Raw genomic sequence first — 20,757 nt, 5'->3', positions numbered from 1 at the left:
TCGCGGCTCGTCCTCAAACGCCGGACGGGCTTATTTCCCCGGCTCGCCCCACTGTCTCGCGCGCAGCGGCATGCCTGACTTTCCGTCCTCCGGTGTGCGTACCGCCAGGACCTGGTTGACCCCTATGCGGTTGTGTTCGAAGGCCAGGGCCGAGGCGGCCATGTAGAGGCGCCAGATGCGGGCTCGGCCGGGGCTGGTGAGGTGGACGCCTTGGGGCCAGTTCGCCTCCAGGTTGGCTACCCAGTGGCGCAGGGTGAGGGCGTAGTGCTCGCGGATGGACTCGACGTCGCGGACCTCGAAGCCGGCGCGTTCCAGGAGGCCCACCGTGGTGCCCAGGGGGGCCAGCTCGCCGTCAGGGAAGACGTACGCGTCGATGAACTCGTCCACGGAGTACGCGGACTCGTCGGCCTGCGGGCGGCGGGCGATCTGGTGGTTGAGGAGGCGCCCGCCGGGCTTCAGGAGGGCGTGCAGGTCGGCGGCGTACTCCAGATACCGTTCGGCGCCGACGTGCTCGGCCATGCCGATGGAGGAGATCGCGTCGTAGGGGCCGTCGCGCACGTCCCGGTAGTCCTGGACGCGGATCTCTATGCGGTCGGTCAGGCCTTCCTGGGCGATGCGCTTCCTGGCGTACGCGGCCTGCTCCTGCGAGAGGGTGACGCCGACGACGCTCACGCCGTGCTCGCGGGCGGCGTGGACGGCCATGGAGCCCCAGCCGCAGCCGACGTCGAGGAGCCGCATGCCGGGCTTCAAGTCGAGCTTGCGGGCGATGAGTTCGAGCTTGTCGCGCTGGGCGTCCTCCAGGGTGGAGTCGGGGGACTCCCAGTAGGCGCACGAGTAGACCATCGACGGGCCGAGCACCAGCTCGTAGAAGTCGTTGCCGACGTCGTAGTGGTGGCTGATGGCCTTCTTGTCGCTGCCTCTGGTGTGCCGGTGCAGCCGGCCCGGCCTGCGCATCTCCTCGCGCGGGACGGGCGGCGGCAGGAACGGGGCGGCGAGCGCGAACAGGGCGCGGGCGGCGGCCCGGACCTGCGGGTCGCGCAGGTTGTCGGTGAGGCTCCGGGCGTCCTCGCCGCGCTCCCAGATGAACTCGGCCAGGCGGTCCAGGGCTTCGTACAGATCCCCGTCGACGTCGATGTCCCCCGACACCCAGGCCCGCGCGAGGCCCAGCTCCCCCGGTTTCCACAGCAGCCGGCGCAGGGCACGGCGGTGGCGGACGACGAGGGTGGGGGCGCCCGGGGGCCCCGCTTCCGATCCGTCCCAGGCACGGATTCGAACCGGCAGTTCGGTTCCCACCAACTGCTCGGCAAGGTTCTTCAGCCGCAGTGCGGCGTCCTGCATGACGCACCTCCGTCAAGGCGATCCCGGAACGGAACGGTCCAACACCACGTAAACACCAACGGCGGGCCCGCGCAGTCCCGTTGCCTCGTTACGAATATGCAAAATACATGTAGCCAGCATCTAGCTCGGGCGCGAAACGCGGAGAAGGCCGCGTGAAACGCGTGAAACGCCCGAAAGGGGCCTCCCGCACCACGGATGGCGGGAGGCCCCTTCGGGCGTTGCTCGTGCTCGCGTACGCCGCGTACGCGCGCTGTTCGCGCCTTACGGCGTCAGGAGGCCTTGGCCTTCTCGGCGGGAGCGGCGGTCGGCTCCGCCTTCGCCGCGGCGGGCTTGGGCGCGGGCTTGGCGGCCTCGTAGAACTCCTCGCGGGGGCTCTCCATGGCGCCGAGCGAGACGACCTCGCGCTTGAGGAACATGCCGAGCGTCCAGTCCGCGAAGACGCGGATCTTGCGGTTGAACGTCGGCATCGCCATGCCGTGGTACGCGCGGTGCATGTACCAGGCGAGACGGCCCTTGAGCTTGATCTTCATCTTGCCCATGACGATCATCGCGACGCCCTTGTGCAGGCCGAGACCGGCGACCGCACCCTTGTTGGCGTGGCTGTACTCCTTCTGCGGGAAGCCCCGCATGCCGGAGATCACGTTGTCGCCGAGGACCTTCGCCTGCCGCAGCGCGTGCTGGGCGTTCGGCGGGCACCAGGCGTTCTCGTTGCCGGCCTTGCGGCCGACGACGTCCGGCACCTGGGCGTTGTCGCCCGCGGCCCAGATGTAGTCGGTGCCCTGCACCTGGAGCGTCGTCTGGGTGTCCACGTGGCCGCGCGGGCCGAGCGGCAGGCCGAAGCGCGCGAGGGCCGGGTTCGGCTTGACGCCGGCGGTCCACACGATCGTGTTGGAGTCGACCTCGAGGCCGTTGTTCAGCACCACGTGGCCGTCCACGCAGGAGTCCATGCCGGTCTTCAGGTAGACCTCGACGCCGCGGCCTTCCAGGTGCTCCTTGCCGTAGGCGCCGAGCTTCGGGCCGACCTCGGGGAGGATCTTGTCGGCGACGTCGACGAGCAGGAAGCGCATGTCCTCGCGCTTCACGCTCTTGTAGTACTTGGCCGCGTCCCGGGCCATGTCCTCGACCTCACCGATGGTCTCGGCACCGGCGAAGCCGCCGCCGACGAAGACGAAGGTGAGCGCCTTGCGGCGGACGTCCTCGTCCGTCGTGGAGTCGGCCTTGTCGAGCTGCTCGAGCACGTGGTTGCGCAGGCCGATGGCCTCCTCGATGCCCTTCATGCCGATGCCCTGCTCGGCGAGGCCGGGGATCGGGAAGGTGCGGGAGACCGCGCCCATCGCGATGACCAGGTAGTCGAAAGGCAGCTCGTACGCCTCGCCGACGAGCGGCGCGATCGTGGCGACCTTGCGGTCCTGGTCGATGGTCGTGACCCGGCCGGTGAGGACTTCCGCCTTGGGCAGCACGCGTCGCAGCGGGACGACGACGTGCCGAGGCGAAATGCTGCCGGCCGCGGCTTCGGGGAGGAAGGGCTGGTACGTCATGTACGAGCGCGGGTCGACGACCGTGACGGTCGCCTCTCCGTAGCGCATCTTCTTCAGAATGCGTCGAGCTGCGTACAGGCCTACGTACCCACCGCCTACTACGAGGATCCTGGGACGCTCCGTGGTGCTCATGCCATCGAGTATCCACCCCCTTCGGAGGGGTCGCTCGTGCGCCCCTTCACAAGCATGGGTAGGCCCTCTGCTACACTTCGCCGCCCGCGTGACACAGGTCATGGCGCCCCAGGGGAACCACTGTGTACCGCGAGTCGTTGTCAACCCCTCTTGAGCTGCCGCTCCTGGCTCCGGAGGCGAGTGGACCACACGCCCATTCACGCACCGGCAACACCCCGGAAGCGATCAGGGCGCCCGCCCCGCGAGGTCCCGGCCACCCGTCCGCGGCCCGAACTCCTCAAAACCTCGCTCAACAGGGCCGTTTTCCTTGTGAAGAACTTCACGAAGTTTCCCGACGGGGTGTCGCCGGGGGGCCTTCAGAGGCCCCTTCCGGCCGCTCAAGCGTCGCACGGCACGCTCAAGCGATCAACAGCCCAGCAGTGGTCAGGCGATGGACCAGCCGATGCCGTCGAGGATGTCGTGCTCGCTGACGACGACCTCGTGGGCCCCGGTGCGCTCCATGATGGCCAGCAGTACGAGGGCGCCCGCGGCGATGACGTCGACGCGGCCCGGGTGCATCACCGGGATCGCGGCGCGCTCGGCGTGCGTGGAGTGCACGAGCCGCTCGACGATCTCCGCCACGCGCTCGTACGGGATGCGGGAGTGGTGGATCGCCGCCGATTCGTAGGCGCCGAGGCCGAGCGCGATGCCGGCCACCGTGGTGACCGAGCCCGCGAGGCCCACCAGGGTGCGGGCCTCGCGCAGCGGGACGGTCTCCTCCGCGAGGTCGAGCGCCGCCTCGATGTCCGCGCGGATCGCGGCGACCTGGGCCTCGGTGGGCGGGTCGGTGACGACGCCGTCGCGCACGAGGTGACGCTCCGTCATGCGTACGCAGCCGACGTCCACGGAGCGTGCGGCGCGCACCTGGCCGTCGCCGACGACGAACTCCGTGGAGCCGCCGCCGATGTCGACCACGAGGTAGGGCGTGGGCATGTCGTCGCGGCCCTTGAGTTCCTGCGTCGCGCCCGTGAAGGAGAACTCGGCCTCCTGGTCGCCGCTGATCACCTCCGGTTCGACGCCGAGGATGTCGAGGACGCCGCGTACGAAGTCGTCGCGGTTCTCCGCGTCGCGGGAGGCGGAGGTGGCGACGAAGCGGGTGCGCTCCGCGCCGAGTTCCTTGATGACCTCGGCGTAGGCGCGGCAGGCCGCGAAGGTGCGGTCCAGGGCCTCGGGGGCGAGCCTTCCCGTCTTGTCGACGCCTTGGCCGAGCCGGACGATTTCCATCCGGCGGTCCAGCTCGACCAGCTCACCGGTCTGCGGGTCGGCGTCCGCCACGAGCAGGCGGATCGAGTTCGTGCCGCAGTCGATGGCTGCTACGCGGGTCATCGGGGTTCTCCTTGTCGTCATCGCGCCGTGGGACGGGGTGTGCCCACCCGTGCCGCCCCCTGGGCGGCCCAGGTGCCCACACGGTGGAGCGGGGGTGGGGGGCGGGGGCCAACGCCCCCCGGTGCTCACACGGTACGGAGATGTGTGGGGCAGGTAGTAAGGGCGGGTGGGTGGGGAATGCCCGTCGCGGAGCGGCGGGCCAGGTCAGCCCCGGTGCCGGGTCAGGGCATGTCAGGCCCGTTCTGCGCCCACGCAAGGCCCCTTCAGCCACCACTCCGGGAGCATCGCGATGGCCTCGTCCCCGAGCGGGTTCACCCCGGGCCCCGCGGCCAGCGAGTGGGCCACGAGTACGTGCAGGCACTTCACGCGGTCCGGCATGCCCCCCGCCGAGGGAAACCCTTCGAGCACCTCGATGGAGTCGCGCCGCGCGATGTAGTCCTCGTGCGCGGCCCGGTACGCGGCGGCCAGCTCGGGGTCGGTCGCCAGCCGCTCCGTCATCTCCTTCATGACGCCGTTGGCCTCCAGCGTCCCGATCGCGGACGCGGCCCGCGGGCACGTCAGGTAGTACGTCGTCGGGAACGGCGTGCCGTCGGGCAGCCGGGGCGCCGTCTCGACCACGTCCGGGTTGCCGCAGGGGCAGCGGTGCGCGATGGCGCGCAGACCGCGCGGCGGGCGCCCGAGCTGCTCCTGGAACGCGGCGATGTCGGCGTCCGTGGGCGCGGTGGACTCGGTCTGGGGCGGGGGCGTTTCCATGCCTGTCTTTCGGTCAGTGCGGGGGGGGTGGGTCAGTTGGGGCGGGGACGGTCCGCCTTGTCGACGCCGTCCCAGACGTTCGCGTACCAGGGCCGGTCGGCCGCGCCCTCGTCCCTGCGGTGGTCGTCGGCGGCCGCGGGGTCGACGACGGTGAACCCGGTCTCGCCCGGCATCACATAGTGCAGCCGGTCCCGGATGCGCTGCTCGGCGTACGCGTCGTCCTGCCAGCGGGCCTTCTCGTCGCGCAGCCGCTCCACGTTCTCGCGGTGCTCGGCCTGCTTCTGCCGCTGCTCGGCGATCTCGGCGCGCTGCGACACGTACTGCCGCATCGGATAGGCGAGCGCCACGACCAGCGAGCAGACGACGAGCACGAGGAGCGCGGCCCGGCCGGTGAGCCGGGAGCGGCGCGCCTGGCGCTTGGTCTGCGAGCGGTAGACGCGCTCGGCGGTCTGCTCGCCGAGCAGCCGCAGCCGGGTCGCCGTGGAGAACCGGTCCTTGTCCCGGACTTTCCCGGCCATGTGTCTCGCCTCCCCAGTACGCGCGTACGTCCCCGCACACGGTACGGGACCGAGTACGGGGACGTACGTACGACTGGCTAGGGCTTAGCCCTGGAAGCAGCTCAGCCCTTCAAGCAGCTCAGCCCTTGCTGTGCTTACTGGTTCGCAGAGCGCTGCGCTTACTGGTTCGCAGAGCGAAACCGCGGAAACGCGGAGCGCCCCGCGTACACCGCCGCGTCGTCGAGGATCTCCTCGATGCGGAGCAGCTGGTTGTACTTGGCGACGCGGTCCGAGCGGGCCGGGGCGCCGGTCTTGATCTGGCCGCAGTTCACGGCGACGGCGAGGTCGGCGATGGTGACGTCCTCGGTCTCGCCGGAGCGGTGCGACATCATGCACTTGAAGCCGTTGCGCTGGGCCAGCTCGACGGCGTCCAGGGTCTCGGTCAGCGAGCCGATCTGATTGACCTTCACCAGGAGCGCGTTGGCCGAGCCCTCCTCGATGCCGCGGGCCAGGCGCTCGGGGTTGGTGACGAACAGGTCGTCGCCGACGATCTGGACCTTGTCGCCCAGCTTGTCGGTGATGACCTTCCAGCCGTCCCAGTCGTCCTCGAACAGCGGGTCCTCGATGGAGACGAGCGGGTACGCCTCGACGAGCTCGGCGTAGTACTCGGTCATCTCGGCGGCCGAGCGGGACTTGCCCTCGAACTCGTAGGCGCCGTCCTTGTAGAACTCGGACGCGGCGACGTCGAGCGCGAGCGCGATCTGCTCGCCGGGGACGTAGCCGGCCTGCTTGATGGCCTCGACGATGAGGTCGAGGGCGGCGCGGTTCGACTCCAGGTTCGGCGCGAAGCCGCCCTCGTCGCCGAGACCGGTCGACAGGCCCTTGGTCTTCAGGACCTTCTTCAGCGTGTGGTAGACCTCGGCACCCCAGCGCAGCGCCTCGGAGAAGGACTCCGCGCCGATCGGGGCGATCATGAACTCCTGGATGTCGACGTTGGAGTCCGCGTGGGACCCGCCGTTCAGGATGTTCATCATCGGCACCGGCAGCAGGTGCGCGTTCGGACCGCCGAGGTAGCGGAACAGCGGCAGGTCGGAGGCCTCGGACGCGGCGTGCGCGACGGCCAGCGAGACGCCGAGGATGGCGTTGGCACCGAGCGAGCCCTTGTTGTCGGTGGCGTCGAGGTCGAACATCGCCTGGTCGATCAGGCGCTGCTCGGTGGCGTCGTAGCCGACGAGCTCCGGGCCGATCTGCTCGATGACGGCGAGGACGGCCTTCTCGACGCCCTTGCCGCCGTAGCGGTTGGCGTCTCCGTCACGCAGTTCGATGGCCTCGAAGGCGCCGGTGGAGGCGCCGGACGGGACCGCGGCGCGGCCGGTGGACCCGTCGTCGAGGCCGACCTCGACCTCGACCGTGGGGTTGCCTCGGGAGTCCAGGATTTCCCGGGCTACGACGACGTCGATGGACGGCACGAGCATCTCCTTCTGGGATGTGACGCTAGGGGCGCATGGCGTGCGCCACTGGGGGCGCGGCTTGCGCATGGCTTGCATGGTCTTCATCGGCCCTGCGTCTCCTGAGCCTAACGGGCCCGGGAGCTTCGGCCAGCCGACCGCCCGCCCCGTGGGACGACGGGCGGGCCAATTCCCTGGGAATCAGGACGGAAGCCCAGGTTCTACCGACCGGTAGCTTCGCCCATGGCGTACAGACCGGGCGACGCGAGGGCGGTCTTGGTGCGCGGTCCGGAGGCGGACAGCACCTCGCCCCGGTGCGTACGGGGGATACGCGCACCGGGGCGAGGGGACCCGTGGGGACGGGGATGCCCTGCCTGTCGAGGCGGGGCCGGGGCTCAGCTTCAGCTGAGGTGCAGCTGCTGGCCCGGGTAGATGAAGTCGGCGTCGTCGATGATGTCGCCGTTCAGCTTGTAGACCTTCTGCCAGCCGCCCTTGACGTCGTGCGTCTCGGCGATCTTGGAGAGGGTGTCGCCGGACTTGACCTTGTATTCGCCGTCGCCCTTCTTCACGACCTTGCCGGTCGGGGTCTCGACGGTCTTCTTCGACTCGGTCTGCGGGGCGGTCCGCTGCGGCTGCTGCTGCGGCTTGGCCTGCGGCTGTGCCTGCTGCTGGGGCTGCTGCTGGGGCTTGGCCTGCTGCTGGGGCTGCTGCTGCGGCTTCTGCTGCTGCGGCTGCTCGGCGCCGCCGCCGTTGTACGCGGCACCCGACAGGCCCACGCCGCAGCTCGGCCAGGCACCCTTGCCCTGGCCCGCGAGGACCTTCTCGGCGATCTCGATCTGCTGGGCCTTGGAGGCCTTGTCGGCGGTGGGCGCGTACTTCGTACCGCCGTAAGCGGCCCAGGTGGAGGCGGAGAACTGCACGCCGCCGTAGTAGCCGTTGCCGGTGTTGATGGACCAGTTGCCGCCGGACTCGCACTGGGCGACGGCGTCCCACTCGGCGCCGGTGGCGGCGCTCGCGGAGCCGGCCGCCATCAGCGGGGCGGCGACGGCGACGCCGGTGACGCCCACGACAGTGGCGGCACGGGTGGCCTTGGACGGACGGCGGTGCTTGCCCTTGCCGGAAAACAGCATGGAGTGATCCCCTCACCGACGCCTGCGAGGTGAGCTGTCGGGTTCGGGCGGGTGAGTGCCCGGCCGCACGGCTTGCGTGCGACTTAACCCCTAGCCGTTCCTGTCCGTCTCGCAGCGGCTCACTTGCTCACTGCGGGGCGGACGGGCCCGGCGCTTACCTTGGGTCCCCCGCTCCTGCCTTCGGCGCTCGAAGCGACGACTGTTCCCGTCCGGCCGTTGGCAGGATTCGGCGTACCGACCGGCGGGGCCCGCTGTGGCGAGCGGTCACGACCGTAGACACGCAATCACCCGAATTACAAAGACGATCAGGGCTTCTGAGACCCATCTCTCACTTGCCTCTCACCGTCTTTAAACCGGACATTAACCGCGAACTGCCAGTCAACTTCCGCTCCGCCGTGCCTACTTCCGGTCCGCCTCCGCGGCCTGCTTCTCGCTCAGCTCGAGTCGCTGACCGGGAAGGATGAGGTCCGGGTCGGAGCCGACGGTCTTCTTGTTGTCCGCGTAGAGCGAGGACCAGCCGCCGTCAAGGTCGTGCCGGTCGGCGATCCGGGAGAGGTTGTCACCGGAGCGGACCGTGTAGGTGTCCGTGGTGCGCTCGCCGTCACGCGTGTCGCGGTCCGCACCGCGAGAGGCGTGCCGTCCCGCGGAGCCCGAGTCGGAGTCGCCCTCCGTCGCCTCGTCCGCGCTGGAGCCGCGGTGGCGGCCTGAGGGGCGCTCAGACGCGTCCGACGGGTCCGAGGAGCCGTCGGAGGCGCCGGGGGACTCGGAGTCGGGCGAAGTGCTGTCACGGCCCTCGGACTTGCCGTCCTCGTCCTCGGACGCGTTCCCCTTCTCTCCCTGCTCGCCCTTCCCCTCCTTCCCCTTCTCCGTCTCCGCCTTGCCGTCCTTGCTGTCTTCGGCGCTTCCGCCGGTGCCGGTGCTGTCGCCGCTGTCGGGCTTGCGGTGCTTGCCGGTCTCCCGGTCGGTGTCCGCGTCGCCGCTCTTGCCGTCCTTGCCGCCCTTGTCACTGTCGGCGGAGTCACCCGAGTCGGTGGAGCCGGTGGAATCGGTGGGCTTCTCGCTCGTCTCGTCCGACGGCTCCGCGGGCTTCGTCGGCGCGGGCGGCAGGCCCGGGTCGACGTCCGCGGCCGCGCCGTCCTGGGTGAGGCCCGCGACCGGCGCGCAGCTCGGCCAGGCGTCCGGGCCCTGGTCGTCGAGGACCTTCTCGGCGACGGCTATCTGCTGGGAGCGGCTGGCCTGGTCGGCGCTCGGCGCGTACCCGAGGCCGCCGTAGTCCTCCCAGGTCTCCTGCGAGAACTGCAGCCCGCCGTAGTACCCGTTGCCCTCGTCGGCGCTCCACGCGCCACCGCTCTCGCACTCCGCGACCTTGTCCCACGTGGTGGCGTCCGCGGCGCTCGCGCTCGTGGCGCCGAGCAGCGGGATGGCGATGGCGGAACCGGTGACGCCCGCCGCGACGACGATCGCCGGGGCTTGGCGGGGGCGGCGGTGACGGCCTTGGCCGGAGAGCATGCACGTGCCTTTCGAGCGACGACAAGAACAGCTGCGGCACGTGGTGCTCTGAGGTGCCGAGCCGTCGTGAACGTAGCCGCAGTCGAACGTCAGTCACAAGTCGATGCAGCGCAGATCACGTGAAAGTCACAGCCGTGACGGTACGTCAGTCACGTACCGGACCCACCGTCAGCGGCCGGGCGGCGTGAACGTCACCGGCAGCGTGCGCAGGCCGCGCATGATGAGCCCGCCGCGCCACCGCAACTCCTCCGGAGCGGCGGCGAGTTGCAGGTCGGGCAGCCTGCGCAGCAGGGTCGCGAGGGCGGTCTGGCCCTCCAGGCGGGCCAGCGGGGCGCCGAGGCAGTAGTGGATGCCGTGGCCGTATCCGAGGTGCTGGTTGTCGCGCCGGGAGAGGTCGAGGAGGTCGGGCCGCTCGAAGCGGTCGGGGTCGCGGTCGGCGGCGGCGAGGACGACGAGGACGGGGTCGCCGGTGGCGATGTCCTGGCCGCCGATACGCAGCGGCTCGGTGGCGAAGCGCCAGGTGGCGAGTTCGACGGGGCCGTCGAAGCGGAGCAGTTCCTCGATGCCGGTCTCCAGGAGCCCAGTGTGCCCCTCGCTCAGGGACCGCTGCAGCTCCTCCCGCTGCTCGGGGTGCGTGAGCAGCGCGTACGTACCGTTCCCGATGAGGTTGACCGTCGTCTCGAAACCGGCGAAGAGGAGGATGAAGGCCATCGCGGCGGCCTCGTTCTCGGTGAGGTGCTCGCCGTGGTCGGAGGCGCGGATGAGCCCGGAGATGAGGTCGTCGCCCGGCTCGGCCCGCTTGCGGTGGATGAGTTCGGCGAGGTAGCCGCGCATCTTCTTCACGGACCGCGCCACCCCGCCCCGGGGCCCTCCCCCGTGCCGGATCATCATGCCCGCCCAGTCCCGGAAGTCGTCCTGGTCCTCTCGGGGGACGCCGAGCAGGTCGCAGATCGCGTAGATGGGGAGCGGGAAGGCGAACTCGTGGATGAGGTCGGCCTCGCCCTTCTCCACACTGGGCTTGTCGAGAATCGTGTCGATGAGCTGGTCCGTCAGCTCCTGCACGCGCGGCGCGAACTCGGCCACGCGGCGCGGCGTGAACGCCTTCGACACCAGGCGGCGCAGGCGGGTGTGGTCCGGCGGGTCGATGTTGAGCAGATGCGTCATCAGCTCGGCCTTGCGCTCGCCCGGGATGCCGGTCTTGCCCTTGGCGTGCGCGGGCTCGTCGTGGTGCGCCGGGTTCTTGCTGAGCCGCTGGTCGGCGAGCGCCTGCCGGGCGTCGGTGTAGCGGGTGACCAGCCAGGCCTCCACCCCGCTGGGGAGGGTGGTCCGGTGTACGGGGGCGTGCTCGCGGAGCCACGCGTAGGCGGGGTAGGGGTTGGTGGCGAACTCCCACGTGAAGAGGTCCGGGGAGGCGGAGGCGGCGGGCTGGTCGTGCATGCCGTCGACGGTATCCGGCCCCCGGCCCGACTAGCGCATCCCTGGGGGCTCGGGGGGCTCCTCGGACTCGGGGCGGGCGGTGAGCCCGACCCGCAGGACGTTCAGGGCGAACTTCGCGTCGCGGTGTCCGGCCTTGGCAGCCGCGCGGTACCAGCGGACGGCCCGGTCCACGCGGCCCGGCCGCAGCACCAGCTCGGCCAGGTGGAAGGCCGCCTGCGGGTCGTCGGCCTCGGCGCCCTTGGTGAGCCAGTGGCGGGCGCGGTCGCGGTGGAGTTTGCCGAGGGTGACGTACGCGTCCTCCCGGCCCTCCTCCGCGGCCGTCTCCAGATACTTGATCGCCTCCACGGTGGCGCCACGGCCCGCGAGGATGTGGCCGAGCTGATTGCAGGCCCGGGCGTGGCCCCGGTCGGCGGCCTTGCGGTACAAGGCCTCGGCCTCCGACACGTTGCCCGCGCGCTCCGTGACGAAGCCGAGCAGGACGTACGCGTCGATGTCGCCCGCGGCGATCCGGGGCTTGACGGCGGCGCGGCACTCGATGAGCACGGGCGCGAGGTGGAGCCCGTACTCACTCGCCAAGTCGGCCACGTCGAACCAGAGCCAGTCCGGTACGGCCCCGAGCTCACCGGACCGCATGGCGTCCGCGACGAGGGAGCCGTAGGCCCGGTATGTGTCCGCCTCGGCTCCGGGGACGAGCAGCCCGGTCGCCTCGTACCGCAGGCGGGTGGCCCAGGCGAGGGCGTCCTCGAACGACTCGTCCCCGTGCTCGTAAGGACCGGAAGCCTCGTGCCAGTCGTGGGCCACACTGATCCCGCGCAGCAGGTCCAGCGGAATGTCCTGCTCCAGCCCGCAGCGAGCGAGGTCGATGGCCGCGCGCACCAGGACGTGGCCGCACGGGTGTGCCTGGGGGCGCCGAGCCCTGCGCCACTCGTCCCACAACTCCGGCCCCAGGGCGAGGTATTCGGTCACCCCGCGGCTGCCGCGCCATTGCGCGGCGTCCGTGAGGCGCGGGTCGTCGGCCTGCGCGAGCCGCGCCAGTTCGGCGTCGCTCCAGCGGCGGCTCAGCTCGACGGTGTGGGCGCCGCTCAGGACGCGCGCCGCCGGGCCGCCGCCGAAGCGGTGCTCGTCGTACGCCTTGTCGCGCATCGTGGCGAGGACGAGGACGCGCTCCTGGGTGAGCCTGGACAGGAGCGCCGCGGTGAGGCCCTGGGGGCCGAGGTGGCCCTCCAAGTCGTCGAGCCAGAGGATGTAGGAGTCGGTGCGGGCGCCCAGTTGGGCCGCGATGTCCCGCAGGTCCGTGCCGGGGTGCGGGGCGTGTACCCGGGGCTCGGCGTCGGCCTCGGTCCCGGCGGACAGTGCCGCCCAGGCCGCCGTCATCGTCTTGCCGGACAGCGGCCCGCCGGTGACGACGACCAGGCCGCCCTCGCGCAGGCCCCGGGCGACGAGGGCGTGCAGCTCTTCGTCGCAGTCCCGCCGCACGTACGGCGGCAGGCTCGGCTCGTCCCCGAAGCGGCTCGTGGGGCGCACGCCGAACCAGAGGCGGCGCAGCTTGCCGATGCGGGGCCAGCTGTCTGCCGGGGCCGGGCCGGGGGCGGGGGTGGTGTGGATGGTGACGCCGCCCGCGATGGTGCCTGCCTGGATCACCGGTCCCGTGGAGCCGCCGACGACACTGTTCCGCGCCGGGGTCTGTGGCGGTACGACGGGCGTCGGCGCGGCGGGTGGCGGCGGAGTGCACACCGGCTCGCCGATGTCGTACCCGCACTCCGTGCAGAAGCGGACGTCGTCAGCCAGTCGGGCCGGGCACTTCGGGCAGTACAACGTCGCCTCCTCGGGCAGTAACTCCCGCTCGGCCGGGTCGAGTTCAGCGACGCGAGCGAGCCCCGAACACCCCGGGAGGCAACCGTACTAAGCGTCGGGCGCCTCGGCCGCGCGCACCGCGTCCCGATAGGCCCGCGCAGCAGCCCGCAGCGCCGCCTCCGGGTCCGCGCCCTCGGCCTCCGCGCGGATGGCCATGGCGAGGAGGTCGTACCCGACGCCCTGCCCCGCGGGCAGGGGGACGTCCAGGCCCGCCGTGCGGACGCGGGAGGCCAGCTTGGTGGCGAGGGCGAGGGCGGGCTGGCCGAGGGGGATGCCTTCGGTGACGGAGGCGCGCTGCTTCTCCACGGCCTTGGTGCGCAGCCAGTGCTCCTTGACCTCTTCCGGGGTGGCCGCCGTGTCCTCGCCGAAGACGTGCGGGTGGCGGTGGATGAGCTTCTCGACGATGCCCGCGGCCACGTCGTCGACGGAGAACCGCTCGTCGTCCTCGGCCGCCTCCTGCGCGATCCGCGCGTGGAAGACGACCTGGAGCAGCACGTCGCCCAGCTCCTCGCGCAGCTCGTCCGCGTCGCCGTCCTCGATGGCCTCGACCAGTTCGTACGCCTCCTCGATGGCGTACTTCGCGAGGCCCTTGTGGGTCTGCTGCGAGGACCAGGGGCATTCGGCGCGGATGCGGTCCATGACCTGGACGAGGTCGAGGAGGCGGGCGCCCGGCAGGTCGTACGACCCCGGGAGCAGCTCCAGGTCCGGCATCGGCAGGCGGCCCGATCCTGCGAGCCGGGCCAGGCCGTCGGTGAGGGGGCGGTCGCCCTCGGCGGTGGCGACGACCAGGACCGTGCGGCCGCCGGCGCACGCGCGCACCAGCTCCTCGGCGCTCGGCGAGGCCTGCTTGACGGCGATGCCCGCCTCGCGCAGATACGGGAGCTGCGGGTGCGTGGCGTCGGCGCACACGACCTCGTCCGCGGTGGCAAGCGCCTGCCACGCCGCCCAGGACAGCAGGCCGGGCGCGACGCGGTGGCTGGTGGTGAGCAGGATGACGCGGCCGACGCCGTCCCCGGAGGTCCCGGCGGCCTCGTGGGCTCCCTCGCGGGCTCCCTCATGGGCTCCGGGAGCCTTGGCGGTCTCGGCGGTCTCGGACGTCTCGATCTCGTTCACACCTCGAACGTAGCCCACACCACTGACACCGCCCGGCCGACGGCCGTCCCTCCCGCCGACGGCCCCTAGACCTGCGCCCCCGCCGACCCGCCGCCGGACACCTCGCGCACCCACGGCGTCTTCACGTCCGTGCGCTTGCTCGCCTTGACGTCCCAGGCGCCGTAGCGCGGGTTCAGGTCGATGTCGAGCTTCTTGGAGGCCTTGGACAGGGCGCCCCAGAAGATGTCCTGGCCCTCTCGCGCGTTCATGTCCGCGCCGAGCTTGCGCGCGAGCTTCTGCGCCTCGATCTCCGTACGGATGCTGTCGTCGAGGCGCTTGGGCGCGACGCTGTACTGCTGCAGCCACTGCGCCTCGAGCGCCTTCCTGCCGCTCGCCTGTTCCTCCAGGCCGCCGCGCATGGTCTGGATCTCCTTGCGCGTGACGCTCACCCCGGCGTCCCGCGCGGCCCGGTGCAGGACCTTGTCGAGCACCATCGTGTGCAGCGTGCTGCGGGTCAGGCCGCCGGTCTTGGCGACCACCTGCTCGTACTGCCGGTCGTCCGGGAGGGCGGCCCGCTGCGCGGAGCGCACCTCGTTCACCCTGTTCTCCAGTTGCGCGACCGTGATGCGCTGCTTGCCGACGACGGCTGCGGCGCCCGGATGCGCCTCGTTGCCGCAGGCGGTCAGGAGGGGGGCCGCGACGAGGGCGGCGGCGGTGAGGACGAGCGCGGAGCGACGGCGGCTGCTGCGGCGGTGCAAGTGGGCCTCCCGGTGGAGAGATTGTGCTTCGCTGCACAAAGTCTTGCGGTGATCGATGGTAGGCAGTGGTGGTCGGCTCGGCCACCCATTCGACCAACGATTCGGCAAGAGTTGGGGCACCGCGCGGGGGCGGATTCCGCCTTGTCGGCCTTTTCCCCGGCCGGGGCCGGCCTCGGTCTAGCCCCGCACCTGCCCCAGCCACTGCAGCGTCCGCCGGATCTCCGCCGGGAACGGGTGTCCGACGCCGTGCACCCGCTCGGCGTCCAGCACGAGCCGCCCCAGCGTCTCGTGCGCGGCCGGGCGGTCGCCGAGCGCGAGCAGGAGCTGGCCGATGCGGCGGCGGATCTCCAAGGGCTGGCGGATGTCGGCGGTCGCGTACTGGTTCTCGTAATAGGGGAGCAGCGTGCGGTACTCGGCGAGGGCCGCCGCCGGTTCGCCGAGCTGCTCCAGGCACTGCGCGGCCTCGTAGCGGAACTGCAGGGACTGGGGGTCGGCGTGGCCGGACTCGGCAGCGCGCTGGTCGGCGAGGCGGCGCAGCTCGGGCAGGGCTCGGCGGTACTGGCCGTCGTCCATGAGCGTGGCCGCGTACTGCTTGCGCAGGGTGCGGACGACGGGTGAGTGCTCGCCGTGCTGGGCGGCGGCGGCCGGCAGGATCGCGCCGAGGATGTCCACGGCCTGCGTGATGCGGCCCTCGCCGAGGAGCCGCTTGACCTCGTCGACGGCGGCGGCGACGTCCTGGCCGTGGGCGGACCGCGGCGGCCCGGGCCGCGGGGCCGGTGCCGGGGTCGCGGCGCGGTCGGGCCAGGGGGCGTGCGGGCGCAGGAAGGGGCGGGTCGGGTCAAGGGGGCGGCCGGACGGCACGGAGCGGCCGGGAAGCAGCGGTGCCAGTTCCTCGTACACGTCCTGGGCGCTGGCGGGGCGGTGCTGCGGGTCCTTGGCGAGGAGGCGCAGGACGAGGGATTCGAGGGCTTCGGGGACCTCTGGGCGCAGCCTGCGCACCGGCAGCGGCGGCTCGTACAGATGGCGGTGCAGCACGCCGAGCGCGGTCGAGCCGGAGAACGGCACGTCGCCGCTGAGGAGTTCGTGCAGCAGCACGCCGAGCGCGTACAGGTCCGTGTACGGGCCGACCGCGCCGCCCATGGCCTGCTCGGGCGCCATGTACGAGGGGCTGCCGATCGGGGAGCCGGTGTGGGTGAGGCGGGTGGTGTCGGTGTCCATGACCGAGGCGATGCCGAGGTCGAGGATGGTGACGGTGCCGTCCTGGCGGACCATCATGTTCCGCGGCTTGAGGTCGCGGTGCACGATCGGCACCGCGTGCACGGCGGACAGCACGGCGCAGAGCTGCGCGGCGACGGCGACCGCCCACGGCCAGGGGTACGGGTCGTGCTCGGCGAGGTGGTCGCCGAGGTCCGCCCCGTCGACGTACTGCATGACGAGGTACAGGTCCTCGCCGTCGCTCCCCGCGTCGTGCACCGTGACCAGGCCGGGGTGGTCGACCTGCGCGGTGACCCGGCACTCGCGCAGGAAGCGGCGGCGCAGCTCGTCGGCCTCGGCGCCCGCGACCTTGTCGGGGCGGAGCAGCTTGACCGCGACGCGCCGGTCCAAGCGCTGGTCGTACGCCGTCCAGACCTGGCCCATGCCGCCCTGGCCGATGAGCGTGGACAGCTCATAGCGCCCGGCGATCACACGGTGGTCCGTTCCCCCTGCCGCGCTCGCCACCGTCAGTTGCCGCCTTCCTGCTTGCGCAGGTAGTCGCTGAGCTCGTCGAGCTCGGCACGGACCTGGTCGATGCGGGCGGGCGCGGGACGGGACGGCGGGGGCGGGGTGTGGCCGGTGTGCGTGGGCGCGGTGGGCAGGTGTGGGGGCGGGGCCGGGGTCGGGGTGTGGGTGACGTGGGGCGCCGGTGCCTGGGAGGGGTAGCCGTACGACGGCTGCTGCGGCTGGGGCTGCGGGTGCTGCTGCGGCTGTACGTAGCCGGGGAACTGCGCCTGCTGGTACGGGGCGTGGGCCCGGGCGAGCCGCCCGAAGTGGCGGATGTCCATGGTCAGGTAGTACGCGATCACGGGGACGACCGTGGAGACCAGGATCGTCATGCCCGCGTTGCCGGGCCCGGAGAACTCGTCGTCCCCCGGGTCGATCCCGATGAGGACGACGGCCGTGGCGTCCAGGGCGACGACGACCGCGAAGAGCGCCCAGTCGCGCGCCTTGCGGGTCACGAGCGCGAGCCGCAGCATCGCGGCCCAGGCGAGGAAGCCGCAGGTGAGGACGGCGAGCACCACGAACAGCACGCGCATCGTCACCTGCGAGCCCTCCGAAGGCGACGGTGGGTGCGGCGGCGCGTAGCCGTGGCCGTGCATGGCTGCTCCTGATACCTGACGCGGCCGTACGTGCCCGGGGCCCCGCGGGGCCGTCGGGGGAAACGTACGGCCGACGAACGAACGAATGCAGAATCGAGCGTATAGGCCGACTCCGGCAACCGGTCCCGGGTTGTACCGAACCGTTGCCGTACTGGTCACGCGGACGGGACAGCTCCTCCTCCGGCTTCTTCTCCGGCTCCTCCTCCGGCCGCTTCTCCGGCTCCTCCTCCGGCCGCTTCTCCCCCGGCGGCTGCTCCGCTCACTCGGGGGCCACGCTCCCGTCGGCCAGGCCGTCGTACATGCCGCGCACGAGCTGTTCGCCGAGGCGGCCCGCGAGGCGCAGCGCGTCCTCGAAGGCGGCGAGGTCCCGGAACCGCTCGCCGTACCGGCGCTGTTGTTCTGGCGTCAGGCGCGGCAGTTGGAGGCGGCGTACGTCGAGCCGGGCGGAGGTGGAGGCGTAGCTGCTGGCCTGGCGGTGGTTGGCGGTGCCGCGCAGGAAGCCGGCGAGGAACCAGGAGTCGAGGGCGGCCGGGTCGGGGCGGAGCAGCACCAGGCCACGGCCGGGCGCGGCGCCCGCGGTGGTCCCGTCGACGACGCGGGCGGCGATGCCGCCGCCGAGCACGGGCACGACGACGTCGCCCGGCTCGGTGAGGACGGGGGCGTCGGGAGCGGGGGCGTCGCCCGCCTCGGGGGGCTGGTCCTGGTGGGGCGCAGCGGTGGCGGAGGGGGCTGTTCCGGCGAGGACGTCGTGCTCGGTGAGGACGGGCACCCCTGCGGCCCCCGTGGTGTGGCCGGTGTGGATCGACAGGGCGCCCGCGCGGGCGAGTTCGCCGACGGTGGTGAGCGGACGGCGGGCGGCGTCCGGCGGGCCGGGCGCGGCCTCCGGCGGGGTGAGGTCGGCGGCCAGGCGCAGGGTGTCGCCGAGCAGGGCGCGTACGTCGCGCAGTTCCTCGGCGCCGCCGCCCGCGACCCGGGGCGGCAGGCGGCGCGCGGGCGCCAGGTCGACCTCGTCGTCGAGGAGTTCGAGCACCGGCACGGACAGCGCGAAGCCCGGCTCCTCCGCCAGGGTGCCGTCGCGCTCGAACCGGCGGAACACGTCGAGCACGGCGTCCTGCACGGGCGGCCAGGTCTGCCGGTCCCGCCCGTCGGTGTGCCTGCCGTCGGCCGCCTGCACCGCCTCGACGAGCAGCGCTTCGGGGGCGGCCGGGGCATCGGGTCCCGGCCTGCGCAGGACCCAGACGTGCAGCGGCAGGTGGTACGGGGGCGCGGCGCCGGCGGGCAGCGCGATCACGGCGCGCAGGGCGCCGCGGCGCAGCAGGTCGGCGCGGACGCGGCGGCCGGAGCGGCGGGACGCGGCGGCGGGCGGCATCAGCAGGACGGCGGTGCCGCCGTCGCGCAGCCGCGCCAACGCGTGCTGCACCCAGGCCAGTTCGGACTCGGTGCGGGCCGGGAAGCCGTACTCCCAGCGCGGGTCGTAGGCCAGCTCGTCGTGGCCCCAGTTGCGGTCGTTGAACGGCGGGTGGCACAGGACGGCGTCGGCGGCGCAGTCGGCGTGCGCGTCGGCGCGCAGGGTGTCGGCGGCGGCGGTGCGCACGGTCGCGTCGGAGCCGAGGGCCAGGCGCAGGGCGGTGAGGGCGGCGAGGTCGGGGGCGCTGTCCTGGCCGTACAGGCGGCAGTCGGCGGTGTCCCGGCCGGGGCCTGGCGCGGCGGCGCGGAGCAGGGCGCCGGTGCCGCAGGCCGGGTCGAGGACGACGCGGCCGGGGTGCGGGGGGCCCGCGAGGGCGGCCATCAGGTCGGCGGGGCCCTGCGGGGTGAGGGTGTACTGGCGGGGGTTGGCGTCCAGGTGCCGGCCGAGCAGGAACTCGTACGCGGTGTGCGCACCCAGTTCGGCGGCGAGTTCGGCGGCGGCGCGCAACAGGGGGGCGGACGGCAGGAGTTCGGGGGCGGCGAGGGCGCGGACGGCGCGGGTGCCGGAGGGCGGGCCGAAGCGCGGGGTCAGCACGTCCTCGATCACGTCCGGGAGCAGCCGCGCCATCCGCTCGTCCGACACGGCACTCACCCGCAGCCAGTCCGGATGCCGGTCGTGTACGAGGAGCAGGGCGCAGCCGGCGTGCAGCAGGGCGGTGGTGGGGCCCGCCGGGTGTCCGGCGAGCTGCTGCCAGACGCGTTCGCGCAGCGGTACTTCGGAGAGCTTGCCCTGGCCGCGCAGCCACTGCTCGACCTCGGCGAGCGCGAAGGAGGGGCTGGTGTCGGTGCCGCCCACGGGCCGGGGGAAGTCGGCGTGGCGGCGGCGCCAGTTGCTGACGGCGGCGCGGCCGACGCCGGCGAGGCGGGCGATGCCGGCGGCGGTGACCTCGGTGGTGTCCGGCTTCTCACCGCTTCCCTCCGTCGTGCGCCGCGCGTGCGGCGTGCGGTTCCCCTGTCGCGTAGGCCCGTTGGTCGTCGTGTGCTGCGTAGGCCCGTCGGTCGTGTGCTGCGTAGGCCCGTCGGTCGTCACTGGCCCGCCCCTCGTCGTCCGGTGTCGCTCGTTCCCCGTACGCCGCCTTCCCCCGACGGCATGCGACACCGAGCTTACCCAGACATACGCAACGAACCCCTTTCACATCCGTTAACCATTCTGTCACCGTTAGCCGTGTTGACTCGGTTCACAGCAACCTGCTCTGATGAGTACTCCGAACAAATCCCTTGGGGGGGGACCTCTCATGCATCAGCGTTCGCGCCCACGCCTGCGCCGCGGCACCCTGGCCGCGCTCTGTCTCACCGCGACGGCGGCCGTCACCCTGACGGCCTGCGGCGGTGACAAGGGGGACTCCGACAAGGGGGACTCCGCCCCCGGGAACTCCGCGAAGAACGGCGAGCAGCGCGACGACAAGCCGAAGGGTCCGTTCCCCGGCATGTCCGGCCCGGACATCGTCGACAAGTCCGTGTCGGCGACGACCGCCGCCAAGTCGCTCACCATCAAGGGCAGTGCCCCGGACGGCGAGGGCGGTGTCGTCACCATGGACATCGCGCTCAACACCCGCGGCGAGTGCGCGGGTTCGATGAGCGTGGCCGGGGAGGGCTCGCTCGACCTGATCGTCAACCGCACGACCGTGTACATGCGGCCCGACGCGGAGTTCATCCGCAGCGAGACCAAGGGGCAGCCGGAGGCCGAGACCAGCGCGGCGGTGCAGGCGATGGCGAACCGCTGGTCGAAGACGAGCGCGAAGTCGTCCGACGCGAAGGACATGGCCGCCTTCTGCGACCTCGACACCATCCTGGCGGAGTTCAAGGACGTCGACTCGGCCGCGCGACGCGGCAAGGTGACGCCCCTCGACGGCGCCCCGGCCCTCGCCCTGCACGAGCGCGACGGCAAGGACCAGTACACGATCTACGTCGCGACCCAGGGCAAGCCGTACCTGCGGAAGATCGTCAACAAGACCAAGCCGTCCGAGACGCTGACGTTCACCGACTACGACAAGCCGGTGAAGACGGCTCCGCCCACCGGCGACGTGCTGGACCTCGACGAGTTGGAGGGCTGAGTCGCCCACGCGGGCGGTGCGGCGCGCG

General features: G+C 72.2%; 16 protein-coding genes and 1 riboswitch. Of the genes, 1 reads left to right on the top strand and 15 read right to left on the bottom strand.

From position 1 onward, the window contains the following. Positions 1-30 precede the first annotated feature (30 nt). From AC0KTA_RS22390 to AC0KTA_RS22320, 15 genes are all read right to left on the bottom strand, one after another. Positions 31-1,338, bottom strand: coding sequence for a class I SAM-dependent methyltransferase (locus AC0KTA_RS22390; protein ID WP_481050008.1), 1,308 nt, complete (start codon positions 1,336-1,338; stop codon positions 31-33). A 269-nt stretch (positions 1,339-1,607) separates the two neighbouring features. Next, complete coding sequence (locus tag AC0KTA_RS22385; RefSeq protein ID WP_481050007.1) at positions 1,608-3,008, bottom strand: NAD(P)/FAD-dependent oxidoreductase; 1,401 nt, start codon at positions 3,006-3,008, stop codon at positions 1,608-1,610. 423 nt (positions 3,009-3,431) lie between these two features. Then, positions 3,432-4,373, bottom strand: coding sequence for a Ppx/GppA phosphatase family protein (locus AC0KTA_RS22380; RefSeq protein WP_481050006.1), 942 nt, complete (start codon positions 4,371-4,373; stop codon positions 3,432-3,434). Between the two features lie 231 nt (positions 4,374-4,604). Next, entirely contained in the window at positions 4,605-5,126 is a 522-nt protein-coding gene (locus AC0KTA_RS22375; RefSeq protein ID WP_481050005.1) for a DUF501 domain-containing protein, read from the bottom strand. Positions 5,127-5,158: 32 nt separating this feature from the next. Beyond that, positions 5,159-5,644 carry an FtsB family cell division protein gene (locus AC0KTA_RS22370; protein ID WP_481050004.1) on the bottom strand — a complete coding sequence of 162 codons (486 nt, stop codon included), beginning with the start codon at positions 5,642-5,644 and terminating at the stop codon, positions 5,159-5,161. 158 nt (positions 5,645-5,802) lie between these two features. Then, on the bottom strand, positions 5,803-7,098 hold the full coding sequence (gene eno / locus AC0KTA_RS22365; RefSeq protein WP_481056520.1) for a phosphopyruvate hydratase: 1,296 nt from the start codon (positions 7,096-7,098) through the stop codon (positions 5,803-5,805). A 374-nt stretch (positions 7,099-7,472) separates the two neighbouring features. After that, positions 7,473-8,201 carry a transglycosylase family protein gene (locus AC0KTA_RS22360; RefSeq protein ID WP_481050003.1) on the bottom strand — a complete coding sequence of 243 codons (729 nt, stop codon included), beginning with the start codon at positions 8,199-8,201 and terminating at the stop codon, positions 7,473-7,475. Positions 8,202-8,205: 4 nt separating this feature from the next. Continuing rightward, a riboswitch (cyclic di-AMP (ydaO/yuaA leader) is annotated at positions 8,206-8,397 on the bottom strand. Between the two features lie 203 nt (positions 8,398-8,600). Beyond that, positions 8,601-9,710: a LysM peptidoglycan-binding domain-containing protein gene (locus tag AC0KTA_RS22355; RefSeq protein WP_481050002.1), complete on the bottom strand. Its 1,110-nt coding sequence runs from the start codon at positions 9,708-9,710 to the stop codon at positions 8,601-8,603. Positions 9,711-9,878: 168 nt separating this feature from the next. Then, positions 9,879-11,147 (bottom strand): cytochrome P450 family protein, encoded by a 1,269-nt coding sequence (locus tag AC0KTA_RS22350; protein WP_481050001.1) that lies wholly within the window; start codon positions 11,145-11,147, stop codon positions 9,879-9,881. Between the two features lie 30 nt (positions 11,148-11,177). Next, positions 11,178-12,962 (bottom strand): sel1 repeat family protein, encoded by a 1,785-nt coding sequence (locus AC0KTA_RS22345; protein WP_481050000.1) that lies wholly within the window; start codon positions 12,960-12,962, stop codon positions 11,178-11,180. Between the two features lie 87 nt (positions 12,963-13,049). Beyond that, on the bottom strand, positions 13,050-14,114 hold the full coding sequence (locus tag AC0KTA_RS22340; protein WP_481049999.1) for a nucleoside triphosphate pyrophosphohydrolase: 1,065 nt from the start codon (positions 14,112-14,114) through the stop codon (positions 13,050-13,052). Positions 14,115-14,179: 65 nt separating this feature from the next. Beyond that, positions 14,180-14,851 (bottom strand): SurA N-terminal domain-containing protein, encoded by a 672-nt coding sequence (locus AC0KTA_RS22335; protein ID WP_481049998.1) that lies wholly within the window; start codon positions 14,849-14,851, stop codon positions 14,180-14,182. A gap of 177 nt (positions 14,852-15,028) precedes the next feature. Continuing rightward, positions 15,029-16,537 (bottom strand): serine/threonine-protein kinase, encoded by a 1,509-nt coding sequence (locus tag AC0KTA_RS22330; protein ID WP_481049997.1) that lies wholly within the window; start codon positions 16,535-16,537, stop codon positions 15,029-15,031. A gap of 35 nt (positions 16,538-16,572) precedes the next feature. Beyond that, complete coding sequence (locus AC0KTA_RS22325) at positions 16,573-17,208, bottom strand: hypothetical protein (protein ID WP_481049996.1); 636 nt, start codon at positions 17,206-17,208, stop codon at positions 16,573-16,575. A gap of 259 nt (positions 17,209-17,467) precedes the next feature. Then, positions 17,468-19,546 (bottom strand): N-6 DNA methylase, encoded by a 2,079-nt coding sequence (locus AC0KTA_RS22320; protein WP_481056519.1) that lies wholly within the window; start codon positions 19,544-19,546, stop codon positions 17,468-17,470. Between the two features lie 364 nt (positions 19,547-19,910). On the opposite strand from AC0KTA_RS22320, the gene AC0KTA_RS22315 reads away from it, so the two are divergent. Next, a complete protein-coding gene (locus tag AC0KTA_RS22315; RefSeq protein ID WP_481049995.1) occupies positions 19,911-20,729 on the top strand; it encodes a hypothetical protein in 819 nt (272 codons plus the stop codon). Positions 20,730-20,757: the final 28 nt, after the last annotated feature.

The sequence above is a fragment of the Streptomyces sp. Y309 genome (assembly GCF_056712025.1).
The sequence above is the reverse complement of the archived record's forward strand: the minus strand, read 5'-3'. Positions and strand labels throughout refer to the sequence as shown.